At 71.9% G+C, this 16,367-nt stretch carries 15 protein-coding genes and 1 tRNA gene; 1 reads left to right on the top strand and 15 read right to left on the bottom strand.

Annotation, left to right across the window (positions count from 1 at the left end):
• From WBK31_RS03900 to WBK31_RS03875, 6 genes are all read right to left on the bottom strand, one after another.
• On the bottom strand, window positions 1–582 hold the full coding sequence (locus tag WBK31_RS03900) for a nucleoside triphosphate pyrophosphatase (protein ID WP_364067061.1): 582 nt from the start codon (window positions 580–582) through the stop codon (window positions 1–3).
• Between the two features lie 993 nt (window positions 583–1,575).
• Window positions 1,576–2,235: a DUF937 domain-containing protein gene (locus WBK31_RS03895; protein WP_364067062.1), complete on the bottom strand. Its 660-nt coding sequence runs from the start codon at window positions 2,233–2,235 to the stop codon at window positions 1,576–1,578.
• 130 nt (window positions 2,236–2,365) lie between these two features.
• Window positions 2,366–4,525 (bottom strand): ATP-dependent zinc metalloprotease FtsH, encoded by a 2,160-nt coding sequence (gene ftsH, locus WBK31_RS03890; protein ID WP_406674336.1) that lies wholly within the window; start codon window positions 4,523–4,525, stop codon window positions 2,366–2,368.
• A 19-nt stretch (window positions 4,526–4,544) separates the two neighbouring features.
• Window positions 4,545–5,312, bottom strand: coding sequence for a hypothetical protein (locus tag WBK31_RS03885; protein WP_406674335.1), 768 nt, complete (start codon window positions 5,310–5,312; stop codon window positions 4,545–4,547).
• Between the two features lie 230 nt (window positions 5,313–5,542).
• The gene (locus WBK31_RS03880) at window positions 5,543–6,202 is read right to left on the bottom strand and encodes a peptidyl-tRNA hydrolase (RefSeq protein WP_364067066.1); all 660 of its coding nucleotides are present in this window, start codon (window positions 6,200–6,202) and stop codon (window positions 5,543–5,545) included.
• A complete protein-coding gene (locus WBK31_RS03875; protein ID WP_406674334.1) occupies window positions 6,199–7,467 on the bottom strand; it encodes an MFS transporter in 1,269 nt (422 codons plus the stop codon). Before WBK31_RS03875 ends, WBK31_RS03880 begins: the two co-directional genes overlap by 4 nt.
• A gap of 71 nt (window positions 7,468–7,538) precedes the next feature.
• Between WBK31_RS03875 and WBK31_RS03870 the strand changes: the two genes are divergently transcribed.
• Window positions 7,539–8,525: a GlxA family transcriptional regulator gene (locus tag WBK31_RS03870; RefSeq protein ID WP_406674333.1), complete on the top strand. Its 987-nt coding sequence runs from the start codon at window positions 7,539–7,541 to the stop codon at window positions 8,523–8,525.
• A 44-nt stretch (window positions 8,526–8,569) separates the two neighbouring features.
• On the opposite strand, the gene WBK31_RS03865 is transcribed toward WBK31_RS03870, so the two are convergent.
• The 9 genes from WBK31_RS03865 to WBK31_RS03825 form a co-directional block, all read right to left on the bottom strand.
• Window positions 8,570–8,642, bottom strand: a tRNA-Ala gene (locus WBK31_RS03865).
• Complete coding sequence (locus WBK31_RS03860) at window positions 8,621–10,216, bottom strand: von Willebrand factor type A domain-containing protein (protein ID WP_406674332.1); 1,596 nt, start codon at window positions 10,214–10,216, stop codon at window positions 8,621–8,623. The genes WBK31_RS03865 and WBK31_RS03860 overlap by 22 nt, the downstream gene beginning before the upstream one ends.
• A 207-nt stretch (window positions 10,217–10,423) precedes the next feature.
• Window positions 10,424–10,969, bottom strand: coding sequence for a TIGR03086 family metal-binding protein (locus tag WBK31_RS03855; protein WP_364067071.1), 546 nt, complete (start codon window positions 10,967–10,969; stop codon window positions 10,424–10,426).
• A gap of 6 nt (window positions 10,970–10,975) precedes the next feature.
• Window positions 10,976–11,479: an isoprenylcysteine carboxylmethyltransferase family protein gene (locus WBK31_RS03850; RefSeq protein WP_364067072.1), complete on the bottom strand. Its 504-nt coding sequence runs from the start codon at window positions 11,477–11,479 to the stop codon at window positions 10,976–10,978.
• Window positions 11,476–12,495, bottom strand: coding sequence for a type III polyketide synthase (locus tag WBK31_RS03845; RefSeq protein WP_406674331.1), 1,020 nt, complete (start codon window positions 12,493–12,495; stop codon window positions 11,476–11,478). The genes WBK31_RS03850 and WBK31_RS03845 overlap by 4 nt, the downstream gene beginning before the upstream one ends.
• 113 nt (window positions 12,496–12,608) lie before the next feature.
• Window positions 12,609–13,694: a methyltransferase gene (locus tag WBK31_RS03840; protein ID WP_364067075.1), complete on the bottom strand. Its 1,086-nt coding sequence runs from the start codon at window positions 13,692–13,694 to the stop codon at window positions 12,609–12,611.
• Between the two features lie 101 nt (window positions 13,695–13,795).
• Window positions 13,796–14,188 (bottom strand): DUF3224 domain-containing protein, encoded by a 393-nt coding sequence (locus WBK31_RS03835; protein WP_364067076.1) that lies wholly within the window; start codon window positions 14,186–14,188, stop codon window positions 13,796–13,798.
• Window positions 14,189–14,232: 44 nt separating this feature from the next.
• Complete coding sequence (locus WBK31_RS03830) at window positions 14,233–15,015, bottom strand: LLM class flavin-dependent oxidoreductase (RefSeq protein ID WP_364067077.1); 783 nt, start codon at window positions 15,013–15,015, stop codon at window positions 14,233–14,235.
• A 91-nt stretch (window positions 15,016–15,106) separates the two neighbouring features.
• The gene (locus tag WBK31_RS03825; RefSeq protein WP_378784673.1) at window positions 15,107–16,315 is read right to left on the bottom strand and encodes an FAD-binding protein; all 1,209 of its coding nucleotides are present in this window, start codon (window positions 16,313–16,315) and stop codon (window positions 15,107–15,109) included.
• Window positions 16,316–16,367 lie beyond the last annotated feature (52 nt).

Here is a 16,367-nt window from a genome sequence, read left to right as displayed (position 1 = left end):
CTAGCGCCAGAACGACGTGATCGAGTAACCGAGTTCGGCGAACAGCTCGCGCAGCAGCGGCAGGGAGATCCCGAGCACGTTGCCGTGGTCGCCTTCGATGCTGTCCACGAACCAGCCACCGCGTCCCTCGATGCTGAACGCCCCGGCCAGGTTGAGCGGCTCGTCGGTTTCGACGTACGCGGCGATCTCCTCCTCGGACGGCTGCGCGAAGCGCACCACCGTGGTGCCGACCTCGGCCGCCTGGCGGCCCGCGGCGACGTCGATGACGCAGTGACCGGTGACGAGACGGCCCGTGCGGCCGCGCAGGAGGCGCCACCGCTCCATGGCCTCCTCGCGGGTCGCGGGCTTGCCGTACGGGCGGCCGTCGAGCTCCAGGATCGAGTCGCAGCCGATGACCAGTCCTTCGTCGAGCCCGCTCGCCACCGCCTCCGCCTTCGCCTTGGCCAGCACCAGGCTGAGCGCGGCGGGAGAATAGGCGGAGTAGGAATCCTCGTCGATGCCGCTGACGATCACTTTCGGGTCGAGCCCGGCACTGCGCAAGAGAGCCAGGCGTGCGGAGGAGGCTGAAGCCAGAACGATCACCACAACAGCCTACCGGCCGCAGGACGGCCCCATGTCACTCCCGGCCCTCGTTGTCAAGCAGCCACCCGGGCGGGTCGTCCATCCCGCAGCGAACCGCCCCAGCACCCACGGCCCAGGACAGACGGTCGCCGACGCCACCGAACGACGAGGCGACCGCACAGATCGGTGAATCAACGTCGGCGTGGCGCGGGCAGGCGAGCGTGCGTGCGGCCAGACGGTGCGGGCGATGAGGCGGGCCGCAGGTGCCAGTTGCGGCGTGATGGCGCCTCGCGTGGTTGCAGGCAACAACGCGAGGCGCGGGCGGCGGCTCCGGGCACCAATACGAGGCGCGGGCGGCGGCTGCGGGCAGGGGCCGCACCGGAACCCGGCTTCCTCGCGCGGTCGGCGAGGCGGTGGTTCGGGAGCGCGCCGCACCGGGAGCCTGCGATGGAGCGGCTTCGGGACGCACCACGCCGGGCCGATGGACGCTGCTTCATAGACGCTGCTTCGAGGCACGCCGCGCTCCGAGCCCGGCGATGGACGCGTTGGAGGCGGCTTCGCGGGGCACCGAGCCCTGCGCCCGGCGATAGAGGCGATGGAAGCGGCCGGGTGCTGGTGGGCTCAACGCGATGAGCGCGGTACGCCGGCCAAATCAAGCGCGGCACGCCAGTCAGAACGAACGCGTCGCACGAGCCGGAACGAGCGCGCGGCACACCGGCCCAGACAAACATGAAGAACGCGGCACTCCCGGCCATCGAAAGTGCCGCGCCGTCAGTCGCTACGAAGCGCCCTCAGGAGCCGCTGACCTCTTCCACCAGGTGGGAGCGCCACGGGCACCACACGTTGCCCGGCAGGAACGCGCCCCCGACCTCGTCCAGGTGGTCCTCCACGTACTGGGTGCCGGCGTCGCAGACCTCCGTCGTGAGGTCGAAGAAGGAGATCGTGTCGGGGTCGAGGTGGAAGCTCCAGTCGGGGTTGTAGGGAGAATCCGGAAAACGAACAGCACGCGAACGATCACCAGTCCGCGTTGTACGTGCTCCCCGGCGTCACTTCCCGTTCCGTCCGATACGCCGGGTACGGCGCGGGCGGCCGCGGCATGCCGCTCCCGTCGAGGACGTCGCCCAGCAGTTCGTCGATGAGCTCTCCGAGCCCGCCCGAGAGAGACGTCCGCTCGCGGTCGAGGTCGTCGGCGAGGGCAGCGGAGTCCATACCGCGTTCGACGGCCCGGTTGGCGAGCAGGGACATGATCATGGGGGCGATCAGGGGCATCAGCTTCATGATGCGCGCGGAGCCGACGCCGGCGAGCTGGGCGAGCCGGGCGGCGGCCCGTTCGGTGGCCTGGGCGCCGAAGATGTGACCGAGGATGCTGTGTCCGTCGCGGGTCAGAGAGGCGACATCGCCGTTGAAGGGGTCGGCGTCCATGTGGTCGTCGAGCGCTCCGCGCAGGGCGTCGGCGCCGTCCGGGTGTGCGGCGTTGTACGCCAGGCCGCCCACGATCGTTCCGGACACGGCTTCGGTGACTTTGCGGGCCGTGAGCTGGTCGGTACCGAGCATCCCCGCGATCTGTTCCAGCCCTGGGGCTCCGAGTCCGGCGAGAAGCTCGTCATTAAGTGTCACGACGGTCCCCCGATCACACTTGTCTCGGGAAACGTTCCCGAGCAGGACTCCAAGCAACGTCCGGAATGTCCTAAATTTTGGAAAGGACACGCCGTCGCTCAGAGCCCTGCGGGAACCGTCTGCAGAGCGTGCGGCGACCGTCAGCAGAGCTCTGAGGCAACCCGTCAGCAGAGCCCTGCGGCAAACGTCAGCGCCCCTCCGCCGCCGTGCGCCGCACCTCCGCGGGCGAGTGCTGCGGCGAGGCCGTCGGGCGCGAAGAGGCGGCCGGCTTCCCGTTCACGTCGGAGGCGGCCGCCGGCTTCCCGTCCCTGTCGGCGGAGGCGGTCTGCTTGCCGTCCCCGTCGGGGGACGCGGGAGACATACCGTCACCGTCCGAGGACGCGGCCGGCTTGTCGCCCTCGCCGCCGGAGGCGTCCGGCTTGCCGTCCTCGTCGGGCCTCGGCAGCCCGGCCGCCGCGTACGCCTCGGTCTCGTCCAGCGTCTCGTGCTCGAGCAGCGCCCCCACGATGGCCTCGAGCTTGTCGCGGTTGTCGGTGAGGATCTGAACGGCGCGCTCGTAGCACTCGTCCACGATCCGCCGCGCCTCCTCGTCGACCATGGCGAGCGTGACGGGCGACGCCTGCGGCTGCTGGCCGTCGTTGGGCAGGATGGTCAGCGGGCCGACCTTCTCCGACATGCCCCACCGGCCCACCATGCCGCGGGCGATCATGGTGACCTGTTCGAGGTCGTTCTCGGCGCCGGTGGTGATGACGCCGAACACCACCTGCTCGGCCGCCATGCCGCCGAGCGCGCCGGTGATGCGCCCGCGCAGGTACTGCTCGTCGTAGGCGTAGCGGTCGGTGTCGGGGGTGGAGAGCGTGACGCCGAGCGCCCGGCCGCGCGGGATGATGGAGATCTTCCTGACCGGGTCGGCGCCGGGCTGGAGCATGCCGAGCAGCGCGTGACCGGCCTCGTGGTAGGCGGTGCGGGTGCGCTCCTCCTCCGGCATGACGATGCTGCGGGCCGCGCCGAGCTGCAGCTTCTCCAGCGCGTCGGCGAAGTCGGACATGGTGACCTTCTCGCGGCCGCGCTTGGCGGCGAGCAGCGCCGCCTCGTTGACCAGGTTGGCCAGGTCGGCGCCGGTCATGCCGGGCGTGGTCTTGGCGATCTGTTCGAGGCTGACCTCGCCGTCGAGCGGCACGCCGCGCGTGTGAACGGCGAGGATCGCGGTGCGACCGGCCGCGTCGGGCAGGCCCACCTGCACCGTACGGTCGAAGCGCCCGGGACGCAGCAGCGCCGGGTCGAGGATCTCGGGACGGTTGGTGGCCCCGATGACGATCACGCCTTCGGCGCCGGAGAAGCCGTCCATCTCGGTGAGGATCTGGTTGAGCGTCTGCTCGCGCTCGTCGTGGCCGCCGATGCCGCCGGCGCCGCCCCTGGCGCGGCCGATGGCGTCGATCTCGTCGATGAACACGATCGACGGCGCCACCTTGCGTGCTTCCTCGAACAGGTCGCGCACCCGCGAGGCGCCCACACCGACGATCATCTCGATGAACTCGGATGCGCTGGCGGAGAAGTACGGCACCTTGGCCTCACCGGCGACCGCCCTGGCCAGCAGCGTCTTGCCGGTGCCGGGAGGGCCGGCGAGCAGCACGCCCTTGGGCAGCTTGGCGCCCAGCCTGCGGTATTTGGCGGGGTCCTTGAGGTAGTCGACGATCTCGACGAGCTCGTTCTCGACCTCGTCGATGCCCGCGACGTCCTCGAACGTGACCCGCACCTGGTTGGCGTCGACGGGCTTGGCCGCCTTCGACTTGCCGAGCCCGCCCAGGCCGCCGCCCATCATGCTGGCGCCGCGCCGCATGATCCAGATCCACAGGCCGGCCAGCAGCAGCACGGGCAGCAGCGACAGCAGCAGGTTGGAGAAGAAGCCGCGGGTGATCGGCTTGGAGGTGATCTCCACCTGGCCGTTGGCGAGCTGCTCGTCGAGCTGGTCGGTGTTGGCGAAGGCAGGGATCTCGGTGGCGAAGCGCGTGTACGTGGCGCCGCCTTCGGGGTTCTTCGCCGGCGTGCGCAGGTCGCCCTCGACCGACAGGCCCTGGGCGTAGATGTCCTTGACGTTCTTGGCGTTCACCTGCTTGGTGAACTCGGTGTACGAGATCGTCTCCACCGAGCCGCTGTCGACGAACGACGACACGACGAAGAAACCCGCGTACACCACGAGCAAGGTGACGATGAAGCGCCACCAATTGATCTTGGGCCGGCCTCCGGGCGTGCCGGGCAGGCCTTCCGAACGCCAGGGCGGTTTACCCTTGCCCTTATTCGGCGCCTGCGGCGGTCCAGAGCGTTCCACGGCGTCACTCCCCAACATCGCCGCTTTCATGATCTTTCTAGCCTAGAACACGCACCCCTGAGGCCACGCGGCCGATGTCGCGCCACTGCTTGCGCTGCGAATCCGGCACTGACACGAACGCCAGTCCCGGCTTGCTCATTCCCCCGTCGACCACGACGACGGCGGCGCGGGAGCTGTGTTTGCCGTACGTGACGCGGTAGGCGAGCATCCATCCGCGCTTGACCGGCTGGGAGGCCAGCCAGGTGATGCGCGAGCCCTTGGGGTGGTGGTTGAGCGTCCAGCGGGCGGCCAGCAGCGCCGTGTCGCGCGGGGACTTCTGCTTCATGATCGGAAGCGGGCAGGTGACGAAGACGCCGCGCAACGCGGTGCCGCGCTGCTTGGGCAGCACCTGCTTGGTGGTGAACGGCGCCGCCCCGTACCTCTTCCACGGCCGGGGCAGCCTCGGCACCAGCCAGGCCCTGCGGTCCTTGATGAAGCGCTTGCCCGGGGAGCGCAGGGGCATGCGCTTGACGGAGCGGGTCAGCCTGGGCACGCGCGGGTCGGCGTACAGGGCCTCCATGGCCGTGTAGCCGGGCGCGAGCGAGGTGCCCGGACGCGGCGTCGCCCGCTCCTTGACGGGAGTGGCCGACGGAGACGCAGTGGGCGGGGGCACAGGTGCGGAGCCGGACGAGGACGGTGCGGCCGGCGGCGCGGTAACCGGCCCCGCCGCGACCTCGTCCGGCTCGGACGGGAGCACCACGGCCAGCGTCGCGGCGACGACCACGACGGCGCCGGCCACGGCCAGCCCCCGGTACACCACCCGCATCCGAATGTCACCGATGCGGGAGCGTTTGGGGGAGAAGCCGGGATCCCGCGACGCACGGGCGGTCTCACTTGGGAACCCTTGACCTCATCTTCCCCATGTGGCACGACGGGAGCGTACGACATATCCCGGCATTGCGCCCATGAAGCTACCGAAGTGCAATCTTGGCGTTTCCGGAAAGGCGCCTTTTCGGTCTGGTCGGGGCAGAAAGCGGCCACCCTCCTCGATCAGCCTCAGGGTCGGGCCACCCGTCCGGCCAGCCACGGCGCGTCGGCCACGAACGTGCACGAGCCCGGCTCGATCTCCGTGAACCCCGCGTCCCGCACCACCGGCAGCCCGGCCGCCGCCATGGCCTCGAACGCGGCCGGGCTCTCCGCCTTGCGCACGGTCACCGGGAACCCCTGCTCCCGCCAGGCCGCCCGCTCGCCCTCGTCACTGGCCCACCAGGCGAGCTGGGCGGCGTGCCCGGCCTGCGCCATGGCCTTGCCCGCGGACATCTCCAGCGCCGGGTTCTCCCACAGGATGGGCGGCTCGGCGGGGCCCGGCGCGACGGTGTCGGTCAGCTCGGTGCCCTTGACCTGGAGCCTGGCCAGGTCGCGGGGCCAGCCGTCGAGCGGCACGGGCGGGTGCACGCGCACCTCGGCGGTGCGGTGCTCGATCGTACGGCCGGGCAGCGCGACGGCGCGGCGCCACTCGGCGCCCCTGGCCCTGCGCACCACCTTGCGGATCTTCCCGGTCGCCTCCCAGGCGTGCACCTCGGCGGCCCACTCCCCCGGGTCGGCCAGCAGGTCCAGCACCGCCTTGGCGGCGGCCTCCAGGGCATCGGTGCGTTCGGGGGGCGTGGCGCGCTCGATCCGCACGACCAGCGGCAACACATAAAGCTCGGCGTTCATCGCCCTCTAGCATGCCCGATGGCCAGTGACATGCCGGCGGCGAGGAGGCACAGGGCGCCCGCGGCGTACCAGGCGAGGTCGTAGGCGCCCAGGTGGTCGCGGGTCAGTCCGGCGCCGACGGCGGCGATCGCGGCGCCCACCTGGTGCGAGCCGAACACCCAGCCGAACACCACGGCGCCGTCGGTGCCGTAGATCTTCCGGCACAGGGCGACGGTCGGCGGCACGGTGGCCACCCAGTCGAGACCGTAGAAGACGATGAAGATGAGCATGCTGGGCTCGGTGGTGGCCGCGAACAGGCCGGGCAGCACCATCAGCGACAGGCCGCGCAGTCCGTAGTAGACGCCGAGCAGCACCTTGGGGTCGATCCTGTCGCTGAGCCAGCCGGATGCGACGGTGCCGACGATGTCGAAGATCCCGATGACGGCGAGCAGGCTCGCGGCGACCGGCTCGGCCATGCCGTGGTCGTGAGCGGCGGGGATGAAGTGGGTGCCGACCAGGCCGTTCGTGCTGGCGCCGCAGATCGCGAAGCCGCCGACGAGCAGCCAGAACGGGCGGGTACGCGCCGCGCTCGCGAACACGCTGACGGCCCTGACCGCCGCATTGACCCCGGTGGGCGGCGCGGGACGCACGGCGCCGGGCTCCGCCCCGAGCGCGGTGGTGCCGACCTCCTCGGGACGGTCGCGCAGCAGCCACCACACGAACGGCACCACGGCCAGCGCCGCCCCTGCCACGGTCAGCGAGGCGACGCGCCACCCGGGCCCCTCGGCGAGGTGCGCGAGCAGGGGCAGGAAGATGAGCTGCCCGGTGGCCCCCGCGGCGGTCAGCACGCCCGTGACGAGCCCCCGGTGGCGGACGAACCAGCGGTCCACCACCGTCGCGGCGAACACCAGCGCCATCGACCCCGTGCCCAGGCCCACCAGCACACCCCAGAACAGCAGGAGCTGCCAGCTCGCCGTCATGAGCACGGTCAGCCCGCTGCCCGCGGCGATCAGCAGCAGCGCGGCGGCGACCACGCGGCGCATGCCGAAGCGGTCCATGAGGGCTGCGGCGAACGGCGCGGTCAGCCCGTAGAGCACCAGGTTGATCGAGACCGCCGACGAGATCGTGCCCGCCGACCAGCCGAACTCCTCCTGCAACGGGGTGATCAGCACCCCGGGGGTGGCGCGGAAGCCGGCCGCGCCCAGGATGGCCACGAACGCGACGGCCGCCACGTACCAGGCCCGATGCACCCTGCGGCGGGTGGCGGGGGTGGTGCGCACAGTCATGCGGACATCCTGGAGGATCACCGCGCATCGCCACGAGTGGCCGGAAAGCCAATATGTGCAAGAATCCGGCCATGGTTCATCGCATCGCCGTGCTGGTGCTCGACCACTTCGCGCCGCTCGACCTCGGGGTGCCCGGCCAGGTCTTCCATGCGGCGCGCACGCCGTCGGGCGAGCGCCTGTACGAGGTGGTGACCTGCTCGGAGGGCCGCATGCCGGTACGCTGCGAGGCCGGCTACACCGTGCTGCCCGACCACGACCTCGACGTGCTCGACACCGCCGACACCGTGGTGGTGCCCGGCGTCCACGGCGGTGCGGTGCTGCGGGATGGCACGATCTCCGGCACGCTCCGCGCCGCGCTGCGGGGGCGGCCCCGCGTCATGTCGATCTGCACGGGCTCGTTCGTGCTGGCGGCGGCCGGGCTGCTGGACGGACGGCCGGCCACCACGCACTGGGCCGAGGCGCCGCGCTTCGCTCGCCTCTTCCCGCGGGTCGCGCTCAACCCCGACGTCTTGTTCGTGGACGACGGCGACGTGCTGACGTCGGCCGGCGTGGCCGCCGGGCTCGACCTCGCCCTGCACGTGATCAGGCGCGACCACGGCAGCGAGGTGGCCAACGCCGCGGCCCGGCGGTGCGTGATGCCGCCGTGGCGCGAGGGCGGCCAGGCGCAGTACATCGACCGGCCGCTGCCCGACGAGGCCGGCGGCGGCACGGCGGCCACCCGTGAGTACATGCTCGCCAACCTCGACGCCCCGCTCGACCTCGCCGCGCTGGCCGAGCACGCCAAGATGAGCATCCGTACGTTCACCCGGCGCTTTCGCGAGGAGACCGGGCAGAGCCCGGCGAAGTGGCTGACCGGCCAGCGGGTCCGCCACGCCAGGCACCTGCTGGAGACGACCGACCTGGGCGTGGAGGAGGTGGCCAGGCGGGCGGGCTTCGGCACGGCGGTCTCGCTGCGCCAGCACCTGCACGCGGCCGTCGGCGTCGCGCCGCTCGCCTACCGCCGCACGTTCCGCGCCGCCGACCACGTACGGGCCGCGGCCGCCGAAGAGAAGGCGTGAAAAAGGCCGCTCCCGAACCCCGGGAGCGGCCTCGTCACGCGCTGTGGAGCTATGGGGATTCGAACCCCAGACCTCCTCCATGCCATGGAGGCGCGCTACCAACTGCGCCATAGCCCCGCGTGCCTGTACGAGTGTATCCGACTTTGAGACCCTCTCTGCACGCCTTTTCCCGGGGCCCCGGCAAGGAGCCGGAACCCCGGGACCGGAATCATGCGATCGACCTGGCCTTCTCGATGAGCGTGGCCAGCTCGGACACCATCGGATCCTCGGTCACGGGCGCGAGGCCAGGCGTGCTTCGCCAGCTCGGGCAAGTCCATGCCGAACGCCTTCCTGTCGCGCAGGTACAGGGCGAACGCCGCCACCACGACGTTCACCTGCAGCCGGGGTGACGCCTCACCCCACAGGTCGCCGGCCAGGTCGCCGGAGGACAGCGTCTCGCTCGCCTCCGACGCCTCCCTGGTGTCGGGGTCCTGCCAGCGCACGGTGGCCTGGGCGACCTGACCGCGCGCGCCGGGCTTGAGCTTGACCGCGTACAGGGCGGTGACGGAGTGGCCGGGGCCGATCTCGCCGCCGTCGCGGGCGTCGTCACGGAACTCCTCGGCCGCGATGGTGCGGTTGTCATAGCCGATGAGGCGGTGGCTCTCCACCACGGAGGGGTTGAAGACGACCTGGGCCTTGGCGTCGCGGGCGCGCAGCTCGATGGTGGCGGGAAGCTGCGTGGTGAAGAGCTTGTCGGCCTCCTCCTGGGTGCTGACGTACACGGCCATGCCGTCGCCATTGTCGGCGAGCTGCTCCATCAGCTCGTCGCCGTACTCGCGGCCGACGCCGACGGTGAGCAGCGTGATCTGCCTGCCCGCGTAGTCCTTGACCCGGTCGAGCAGCGACCGCCACTGCGTGTCGCCCTGGTTGGCCAGGCCGTCGGAGAGCACGATGACGCGGTTGGTGGCGGCCGGCCGGTACGCCTTGGCCGCCTCCTGGTAGCCGGCGACCAGGCCGGACTCCAGGTCGGTGCCGCCGCCGATGGCCAGCTCGCCGACGGCGGCGCGCAGCTCGTCCCTCGCGGTGAGCGGGGTCATCCTGGCCAGCACGTCGGCGTCGTCGCTGAAGGACACGATGGAGACCTGGTCACCGGGCGCGAGCTGGTCGAGCAGCTTGAGCAGCGCCGCCTTCACCAGGTCGAGCCGGCCCGGCTCGGCCATCGAGCCGGACACGTCCACCACGAACGTGAGGTTCGCGGGCCGGCGGGCCGCCGGGTCGGAGGCGCGGGTCTGCAGGCCCACCCGCATCACGGCCTCGTCGCGGCCGGGCAGCATGGCGCCGTCCATGTGCACGGTGAAGCCGTCGTCGGAGGGCTGCGCGTAGTCCTGCCTGAAGGCGTTGACCCACTCCTCTGGCCGGATCTCGGCGGGAGCGGGCCAGCGGCCCTCCTCGAGCGCGCGGCGGGCGTAGCCGTACGAGGCGGTGTCCACGTCCAGCGCGAACGTGGAGATCTGCGCCGTCGTGGTCTCCTGCTCGTCCCGCTCGTTCTGCTCATCGGGTGCGGTCGTGGCGGTCATCCGGCTTTCCGGTACGCCCGGTTGCCGGGCCGGCGCGGGCCTGGTGTCGCCGCTCGTGGCGCCGCCACCGCCACAGGCCGCCAGGCCGAGGAGCGCTACCAGGCCGATGCTCGCCGCTAAAGGCCGAAATTTCATCTCAACACCTCCGAGCCGTACGACGGAATGCCGCACAGCCCGGCCGGGCCGGTGATACAAGCGAGCACAAACCGCGATCAGCACGTGATGCTTTGTGACGGGTGAGATCCCTGAGGCGGCGAGCCCGCGAGAAGGGGACGGCGCCGTGACACGGCGCCGCTCAGCATCGCGGCCCGCGCGCAAGGCGGCCACGGCCCGTTCAGGGCGTCACGGCTTCCAGGCCGGGTCCCGCCCGATGAGGCCGAGGAACCTGTCGAACGCGGGAGCGTCGTCCGGCACCTTCACCTCGGGCCCGAACGCGCCCATCTTCCGCCCCACAGGCGCCTGCTGCGCGACGAACTCCACCAGCAGCTCCACCGCCGCCTGCGACGCCTGGAAGTCGCGGCCGGTCGCCTTGGCGAGGTCCCAGCCGTGGGCGACGAGGTCGGTCAGCGCCATGCGGGCCAGCGTCGTCTTGGGCAGGCCGCCCATGGCCTCGCACGTGCCCTCCCACGTCTCAGGACGCTCCCAGACGGCCAGCATGCGCTCGGCCCGCGCGCGGAAGTCGCCGGTGTACTCCTTCTGCGGCGGGAACCCGCCGCCCTCCCCCACCGACTCGAACAGGGTCATGGCCCATTCCAGGTGGTTGATCAGCCCTTTGACGTCGTACTCGGAGCAGGGCGTGGGTCGCGAGAGCTCGTCGCCGGACACGCTCTCGACGAGGTCGGCGGTACGTCCGGCCGCCTCGCGCATCATGGTCAGCACTTCGTCCATGGCACCTCAGAGTGCCAGAGCCCGCTCCTCGACGCGTATGCGGACGGCGAGCAGCGCGGCGTTGACGGCGGTGAACGCCACGGCGGTCACCCAGGCGGTGTGCACCAGCGGCAGCGCGATGCCCTCGGCGACCACGGCCACGTAATTGGGGTGCCGGAACCACCGGTAGGGCCCGCGATCCACGAGCGGCAGGCCGGGCACCACCACGACGCGGGTGTTCCACTGGTGCCCGAGCGTGCGGATGCACCACCAGCGCAGCCCCTGGGCCAGCACGACGAGGGCCAGCATCGGCCAGCCGAGCGCGGGCAGGAAGGGCCGGTGCAAAGCCCACACCTCGGCGGGCGCGGCGGCCAGCAGCGCCACGTGGAGGAGCACGATGAACGGGTAGTGCCCCCTGCCGTACTCGACGCCGCCCCGCGCGCGGGCCCAGGCGAGGTTGCGCCGGGCCACGACGAGCTCGGCCAGCCGTTCCAGGACGACCAGCCCGACGAGGACGAGATAAGCGCTCACCAGTGCAGCAGCAGCAGCTCGGCGGAGAAGCCGGGGCCGAGGGCCATCAGCACGGCGGGCGTGCCGGGCCGGCCCCGGGTCTCCTGCAGGACGTGGAGCACGGAGACCGACGACAGGTTGCCGTGCTCGCGCAGGGATCGCCAGGTCACGTCGAGCGCCTTCGGCGGCAGGCCGAGCGTGTCCGCGATCTTCTCGATGACCTTGGGCCCGCCGGGGTGGCAGATCCAGTTGGCGACCTGGTCGGTGGTCAGCCCGTAGTCGGCGAGGAACGCCTTGATGTCGGCGGCGAGCACCTCTTCGACGAAGGAGGTGAGGTCGGCGTCCAGCATGATGCGGAAGCCGTGGTCGCCGACGTTCCAGCCCATGAGGTGCTCGGTGTCGGGATACAGGCGGCTGCGGGTGGCGACCACCTCGGGGCCGGGCCCGCGCCCGGTGGCGACGACCGCGGCGGCGGCGTCGCCGAATAGCCCGCTGGCGATCAGGTTCGCGATGGAGGTGTCGTCACGCTGGATGGTCAGGGAGCACAGCTCCACGCAGACCAGCACGGCGACGTGTGCCGGCCAGCCGCGCAGGTAGTCGTGCAGGCGGGACAGCCCGGACGCGCCGGCGGCGCAGCCGAGCCCGAACACCGGCACCCGTTTGACGTCGGGCCGCAGCCCGATCCGCTGGGCGATCTTGGCGTCGAGCGAGGGCGTGGACAGCCCGGTGGTCGAACAGAACAGCAGAAGATCGACCTTCTCAGGAGGGATGTCCGCCTTGCGCAGCGCCCCGGCAAGTGCCTGCTCACCGAGCTCCAGCGCGCGCTCGACGTAGACGTCGTTGGCGCGCGCGAAGGAGTCGAGCTTGGCGTAGTCGGCGAGGGGCAGGGCGAGGTTGCGGCCCTGGACGCCGGTGGCCGCGTGGAACCGGCGAAGCAGCTCCTCGTCGCAGTCGGTCAGCCGGGAGAACGCCTCGGTGATCTCCGCTTGCCCGTAACGATGTTCGGGCAAAACGGTCTGTACTCCCGCAATATGCATACGTCTCCTCTGCCGCGGAGAGGCCCCGGCTAACATGCGGGCGCGCCGGGGCCGGTGTCCGGCCATACCAGGCGGCCGGGCCACGCGTCCGGGACCCGGGCAGACAGCGGCGGTCAGCGGCGCAGCCGCCAGAGCGAGGTCACCTCGGCCGCGCGGGCGGCGTGCAGCGGGTCGTCCGGATCACGGGAACGTCCGTGGCGCGGTGTCACGTCGAGGCGGCCGGCCACCCGCAGGCCCGCCTGCTCGAACGCCGCGAGCAGCTCGCCCCGGCCGCGCAGCCCCAGGTGCTCGGCCAGGTCCGACATGATGAGCCAGCCCTCGCCCCCGGGCTCCAGATGCTCGGCGAGCCCGTCCAGGAAGCCCCGCAGCATGCGGCCGCCCGGGTCGTAGACCGCGTGGTCGAGCGGCGTGACCGGCTTGGCGGGCAGCCACGGTGGGTTGCAGACGATCAGCGGCGCGCGGCCGGGCGGGAACAGGTCCGCCTTCATCACCTCGACCCGGTCGGCCAGCCCCAGCCTGCCGAGGTTGTCGCCGGCGCACGCGACGGCCCGCGCGTCGAGGTCGGTGGCCACCACGCGGCGCACCCCGCGCCTGGCCAGCACGGCCGCGAGCACGCCTGTGCCGGTGCCGATGTCGAAGGCCAGCCGGTCGCCGGGCAGCGGCGCCTGCGCCACCAGGTCGACGTACTCGCTCCTGACCGGGGAGAAGACGCCGTAGTGCGGGTGGACGCGGGCGCCGAGCGCGGGCACGTGCACGCCCTTCACCCGCCACTCGTGCGCGCCGATCAGGCCGAGCAGCTCGCGCAGCGGGCCCACCGCGGGCGGGGCGTGCGGGCCGTGCACGGCGGCGCAGGCCGCCCGTACGTCGGGGGCGCGGCGCAGCGGCACCACGTGACCCGCGTCGTACGGGATGAGCAGCATGCCGAGGGTGCGGGCGCGCTGCGCACGGGCCTGACGGTAGCGGTGGAAGTCGCTGCCAGGGGCGGCGGGCTTGCCGCGCCGCCCCATCGCGGCCAGCAGTTGCCGCGCGTTGTGGAAGTCGCCGCGCCACAGCAGCGCGGTGCCCTCGCAGGCCAGCCGATACGCGGTGGCGGCTCTGGTGCGGTCGTCGGCGACGACCACGCGGGCGGGTGGCGGCGCGCCGAGCACGGATCGCCAGGGCGCCGATCGCTCGTGTCCTGCCTCGTTCCATCGGATCATCAGGACTCGACCGTTTCACGGGCGGCGCCCGAGAGGCCACCGGTTTTACCGCCACTGTTCGGTACGGCGGGGCGGCTCGGAACGTGCGGCCGAAGATGCGCTCAGAGCGTGTGGTCGAAGGTGTACGAGTGGGTGCCGTCGGGGGCGATGGAGATGCCGATCTGGCCTCTGAGCCCGCGCAGCTCGCCGGTCGCCGATTCCGGCACGACCCTGACCAGCGTCGACTGAGCGCCCGCGTCACTCACGCCGTCGTGCTGCACCACGAACGACCCCGACCGGCCGTGCAGGGTGCCCTCGAAGCGTTCCATCGCCACGTACGAGCGCGAATCCTCCACCGGCGTGGTGGCGGTCAGCATGGTGACGACGCTGCTGCCGGTCAGGTCGCCGTGCCAGGTCTTGTTGAGGGTGACGAGCTGGATCGTGACGCCGTCGCGCTCGTGCACCGGCGGCTGCGGCGTCCAGACGGTGATATCGAAAGTCCCTTTGGCTGTCATCCGGGTCATGAGGACAGCCTGGCAGGCTTACCTGTCAACTCCTGTCAGGTTCCGGCCAGGCGTTCCACGACGGGCGCGAACGCCTCCATGCACTGGGCGTTCACCGAGACGTACGACACGCCGAGGCTGTCGCGGCGGCGCAGCAGCGTGTCCGCCATCTGCTGGGGCGTGCCGATGAGCACGCCGGTGCCGGTGAGCCCGAAGCGGCTTGCTACCCAGCCGGGCGGGTCCTCGCCGGCGAAGGCCAGGTTCATGGCCAGCTCCAGGTCGTGGAAACGGTCGCCGGACAGCTCGTACAGCTCGTCCAGCCTGGCCGCCACCTGCTCCTCGGTGTAGTGGACCGGCAGGCCGAGCGCGATCGTGTCGGCCTTCTGCGCGGCCAGGCGCAGCATTTTGGGGCCTGACGCGGCCACCAGGATCCGCGTGTTCCCGACGGCGTCGATGGTCCGCATGACCCGCTCGACGCGCTCGCCCGGGGTGCCGTAGGGCACGCCGAGCGCCGCCGCGTCCTGCTCGGCGTCCGGCCGCCCGGCCCCGAGCCCCAGCTCGAACCGGCCGCCGCTGAGCGTCTGAAGGGTCTCGGTCTCCCACGCGACCGCGCGCGGGGTGCGGTTGGCGACGCTCAGCACGTACGTGCCGAGGCGCAGGGTCGTGGTCGCCGCGGCGGCCGCGGCCAGGGCGGGGAACGGCGAGAACGTGCCGAGCGTGTCGGGCACCAGCAGCGTGCCGTATCCCAGGCTCTCGGCCCTGCGGGCGAGGCCGGTCCACGCGGCGGCATCGGGCGCCCGCCCACCGACGGCGCCGAATCTGAAGGGGTGGTCTGTCATGCACTTCACGATCGCCGACGGGCGGGCGCGGCACATCGTCTCGCGGACCGGTGCGGGGCTACGTCATGCGGCGCAGCCCCGCGCGGATGCGCTACTCCCCCAGCAGTACGCGGGTGAACGCGTTGCCGAACTTGCCCGTGGGATCGAGCCTGCGCGCCAGTTCCTTGAAGCGCGGCGGGCACTCGGGGAAGCGGGTGAACAGCTTGCCCCAGTGCGGCCGCGGGTCGAACGGCGCCAGCGTCCGCTCGACCAGCTCCAGCACGGGCATGACGGTGTCGACGTCCCTGACCCAGGTGAAGTGGATGCCGACGGTGTCGCGGCCGTTGAACGGGCTCAGCCACAGCTCGTCGGCGGCGATGGTGCGGATCTCGGAGATCTGCAGGGCCGGGCGGATGCGGTCGCCGATCGCGAACAGCTCGCGCAGCGCCTTGACCGCGTGCTCCCTGGGCAGCAGCAGCTCCGACTGCAGCTCGTCGCCCGCGCCGCTGGGCGGGGAGTCGGCGCGGAAGTGCGGCAGCCGGTCGTACCAGGGGCCGGGGACGCCGAGCTGGCCGGTGCAGGTGTCCGGCGGCATGGCGGGCAGCGGGTGGCGCGGGCCGTCGGCGGGCGTGGTGCCGTACCAGTCGGGGTCGGTCAGCTCGTCTTCGCGCTTGAGCCACACGCGGGTGTCGCGGAAGTCGGTGAACAGGCTGACGCTGTAGCCGCTCGCCATGATCGCGTCGAAGTCGGCGAGCGCGTCGGGGGTCAGTCCCTCGCGTACGTACTGGCGCAGCTCGAACGCGGGCACCAGGTCGAGCGTGAGCGAGGTGACGATGCCGAGCGCCCCCACCGAGACGACCGCGCCGGGGAAGTCGGCGTCGCCGCGCGAGAGCGTCAGCAGCGAGCCGTCGGCGGTGACCAGGTCGATCGAGGACACGGCGGAGGCCAGGCCCGGCTGGGTGACGCCGGAGCCGTGAGTGCCGGTCGCGACCGAGCCGGCGACGGAGATGTGCGGCAGCGAGGCCATGTTCGCCAGCGCGAACCCGGCCTTGTGCAGCAGCGGCGCGAGCTGGGCGTAGGTGATGCGGGCGCCGACGCGCACCTTGGCGGCGGCGCTGTCGATCTCCACGAGCTCGGGCATGCGGTCCAGCACCACCAGGTCGCCGGTGGTGTCGGCGACGTGGTTGAAGGAGTGGCCGCTGCCCAGCGCCCGTACGCTGCTGCTGCCCGCGACGAGCCGCTGCAGCTCGTCGAGGGACGTCGGATGATGGACTTCTTTCGCGTGGAATGTGGTGTTTCCAGCCCAGTTGGTCAGCGTCACGCGGTTCACCTTCCCACAACATCGCCCGCCGCCCTCCGGCGGGTGCCCGCGA

The sequence above is a fragment of the Nonomuraea sp. N2-4H genome (genome assembly GCF_045291505.1).
Classification (GTDB): Bacteria; Actinomycetota; Actinomycetes; order Streptosporangiales; family Streptosporangiaceae; genus Nonomuraea; species Nonomuraea fastidiosa.
The sequence above is the reverse complement of the archived record's forward strand: the minus strand, read 5'-3'. Positions and strand labels throughout refer to the sequence as shown.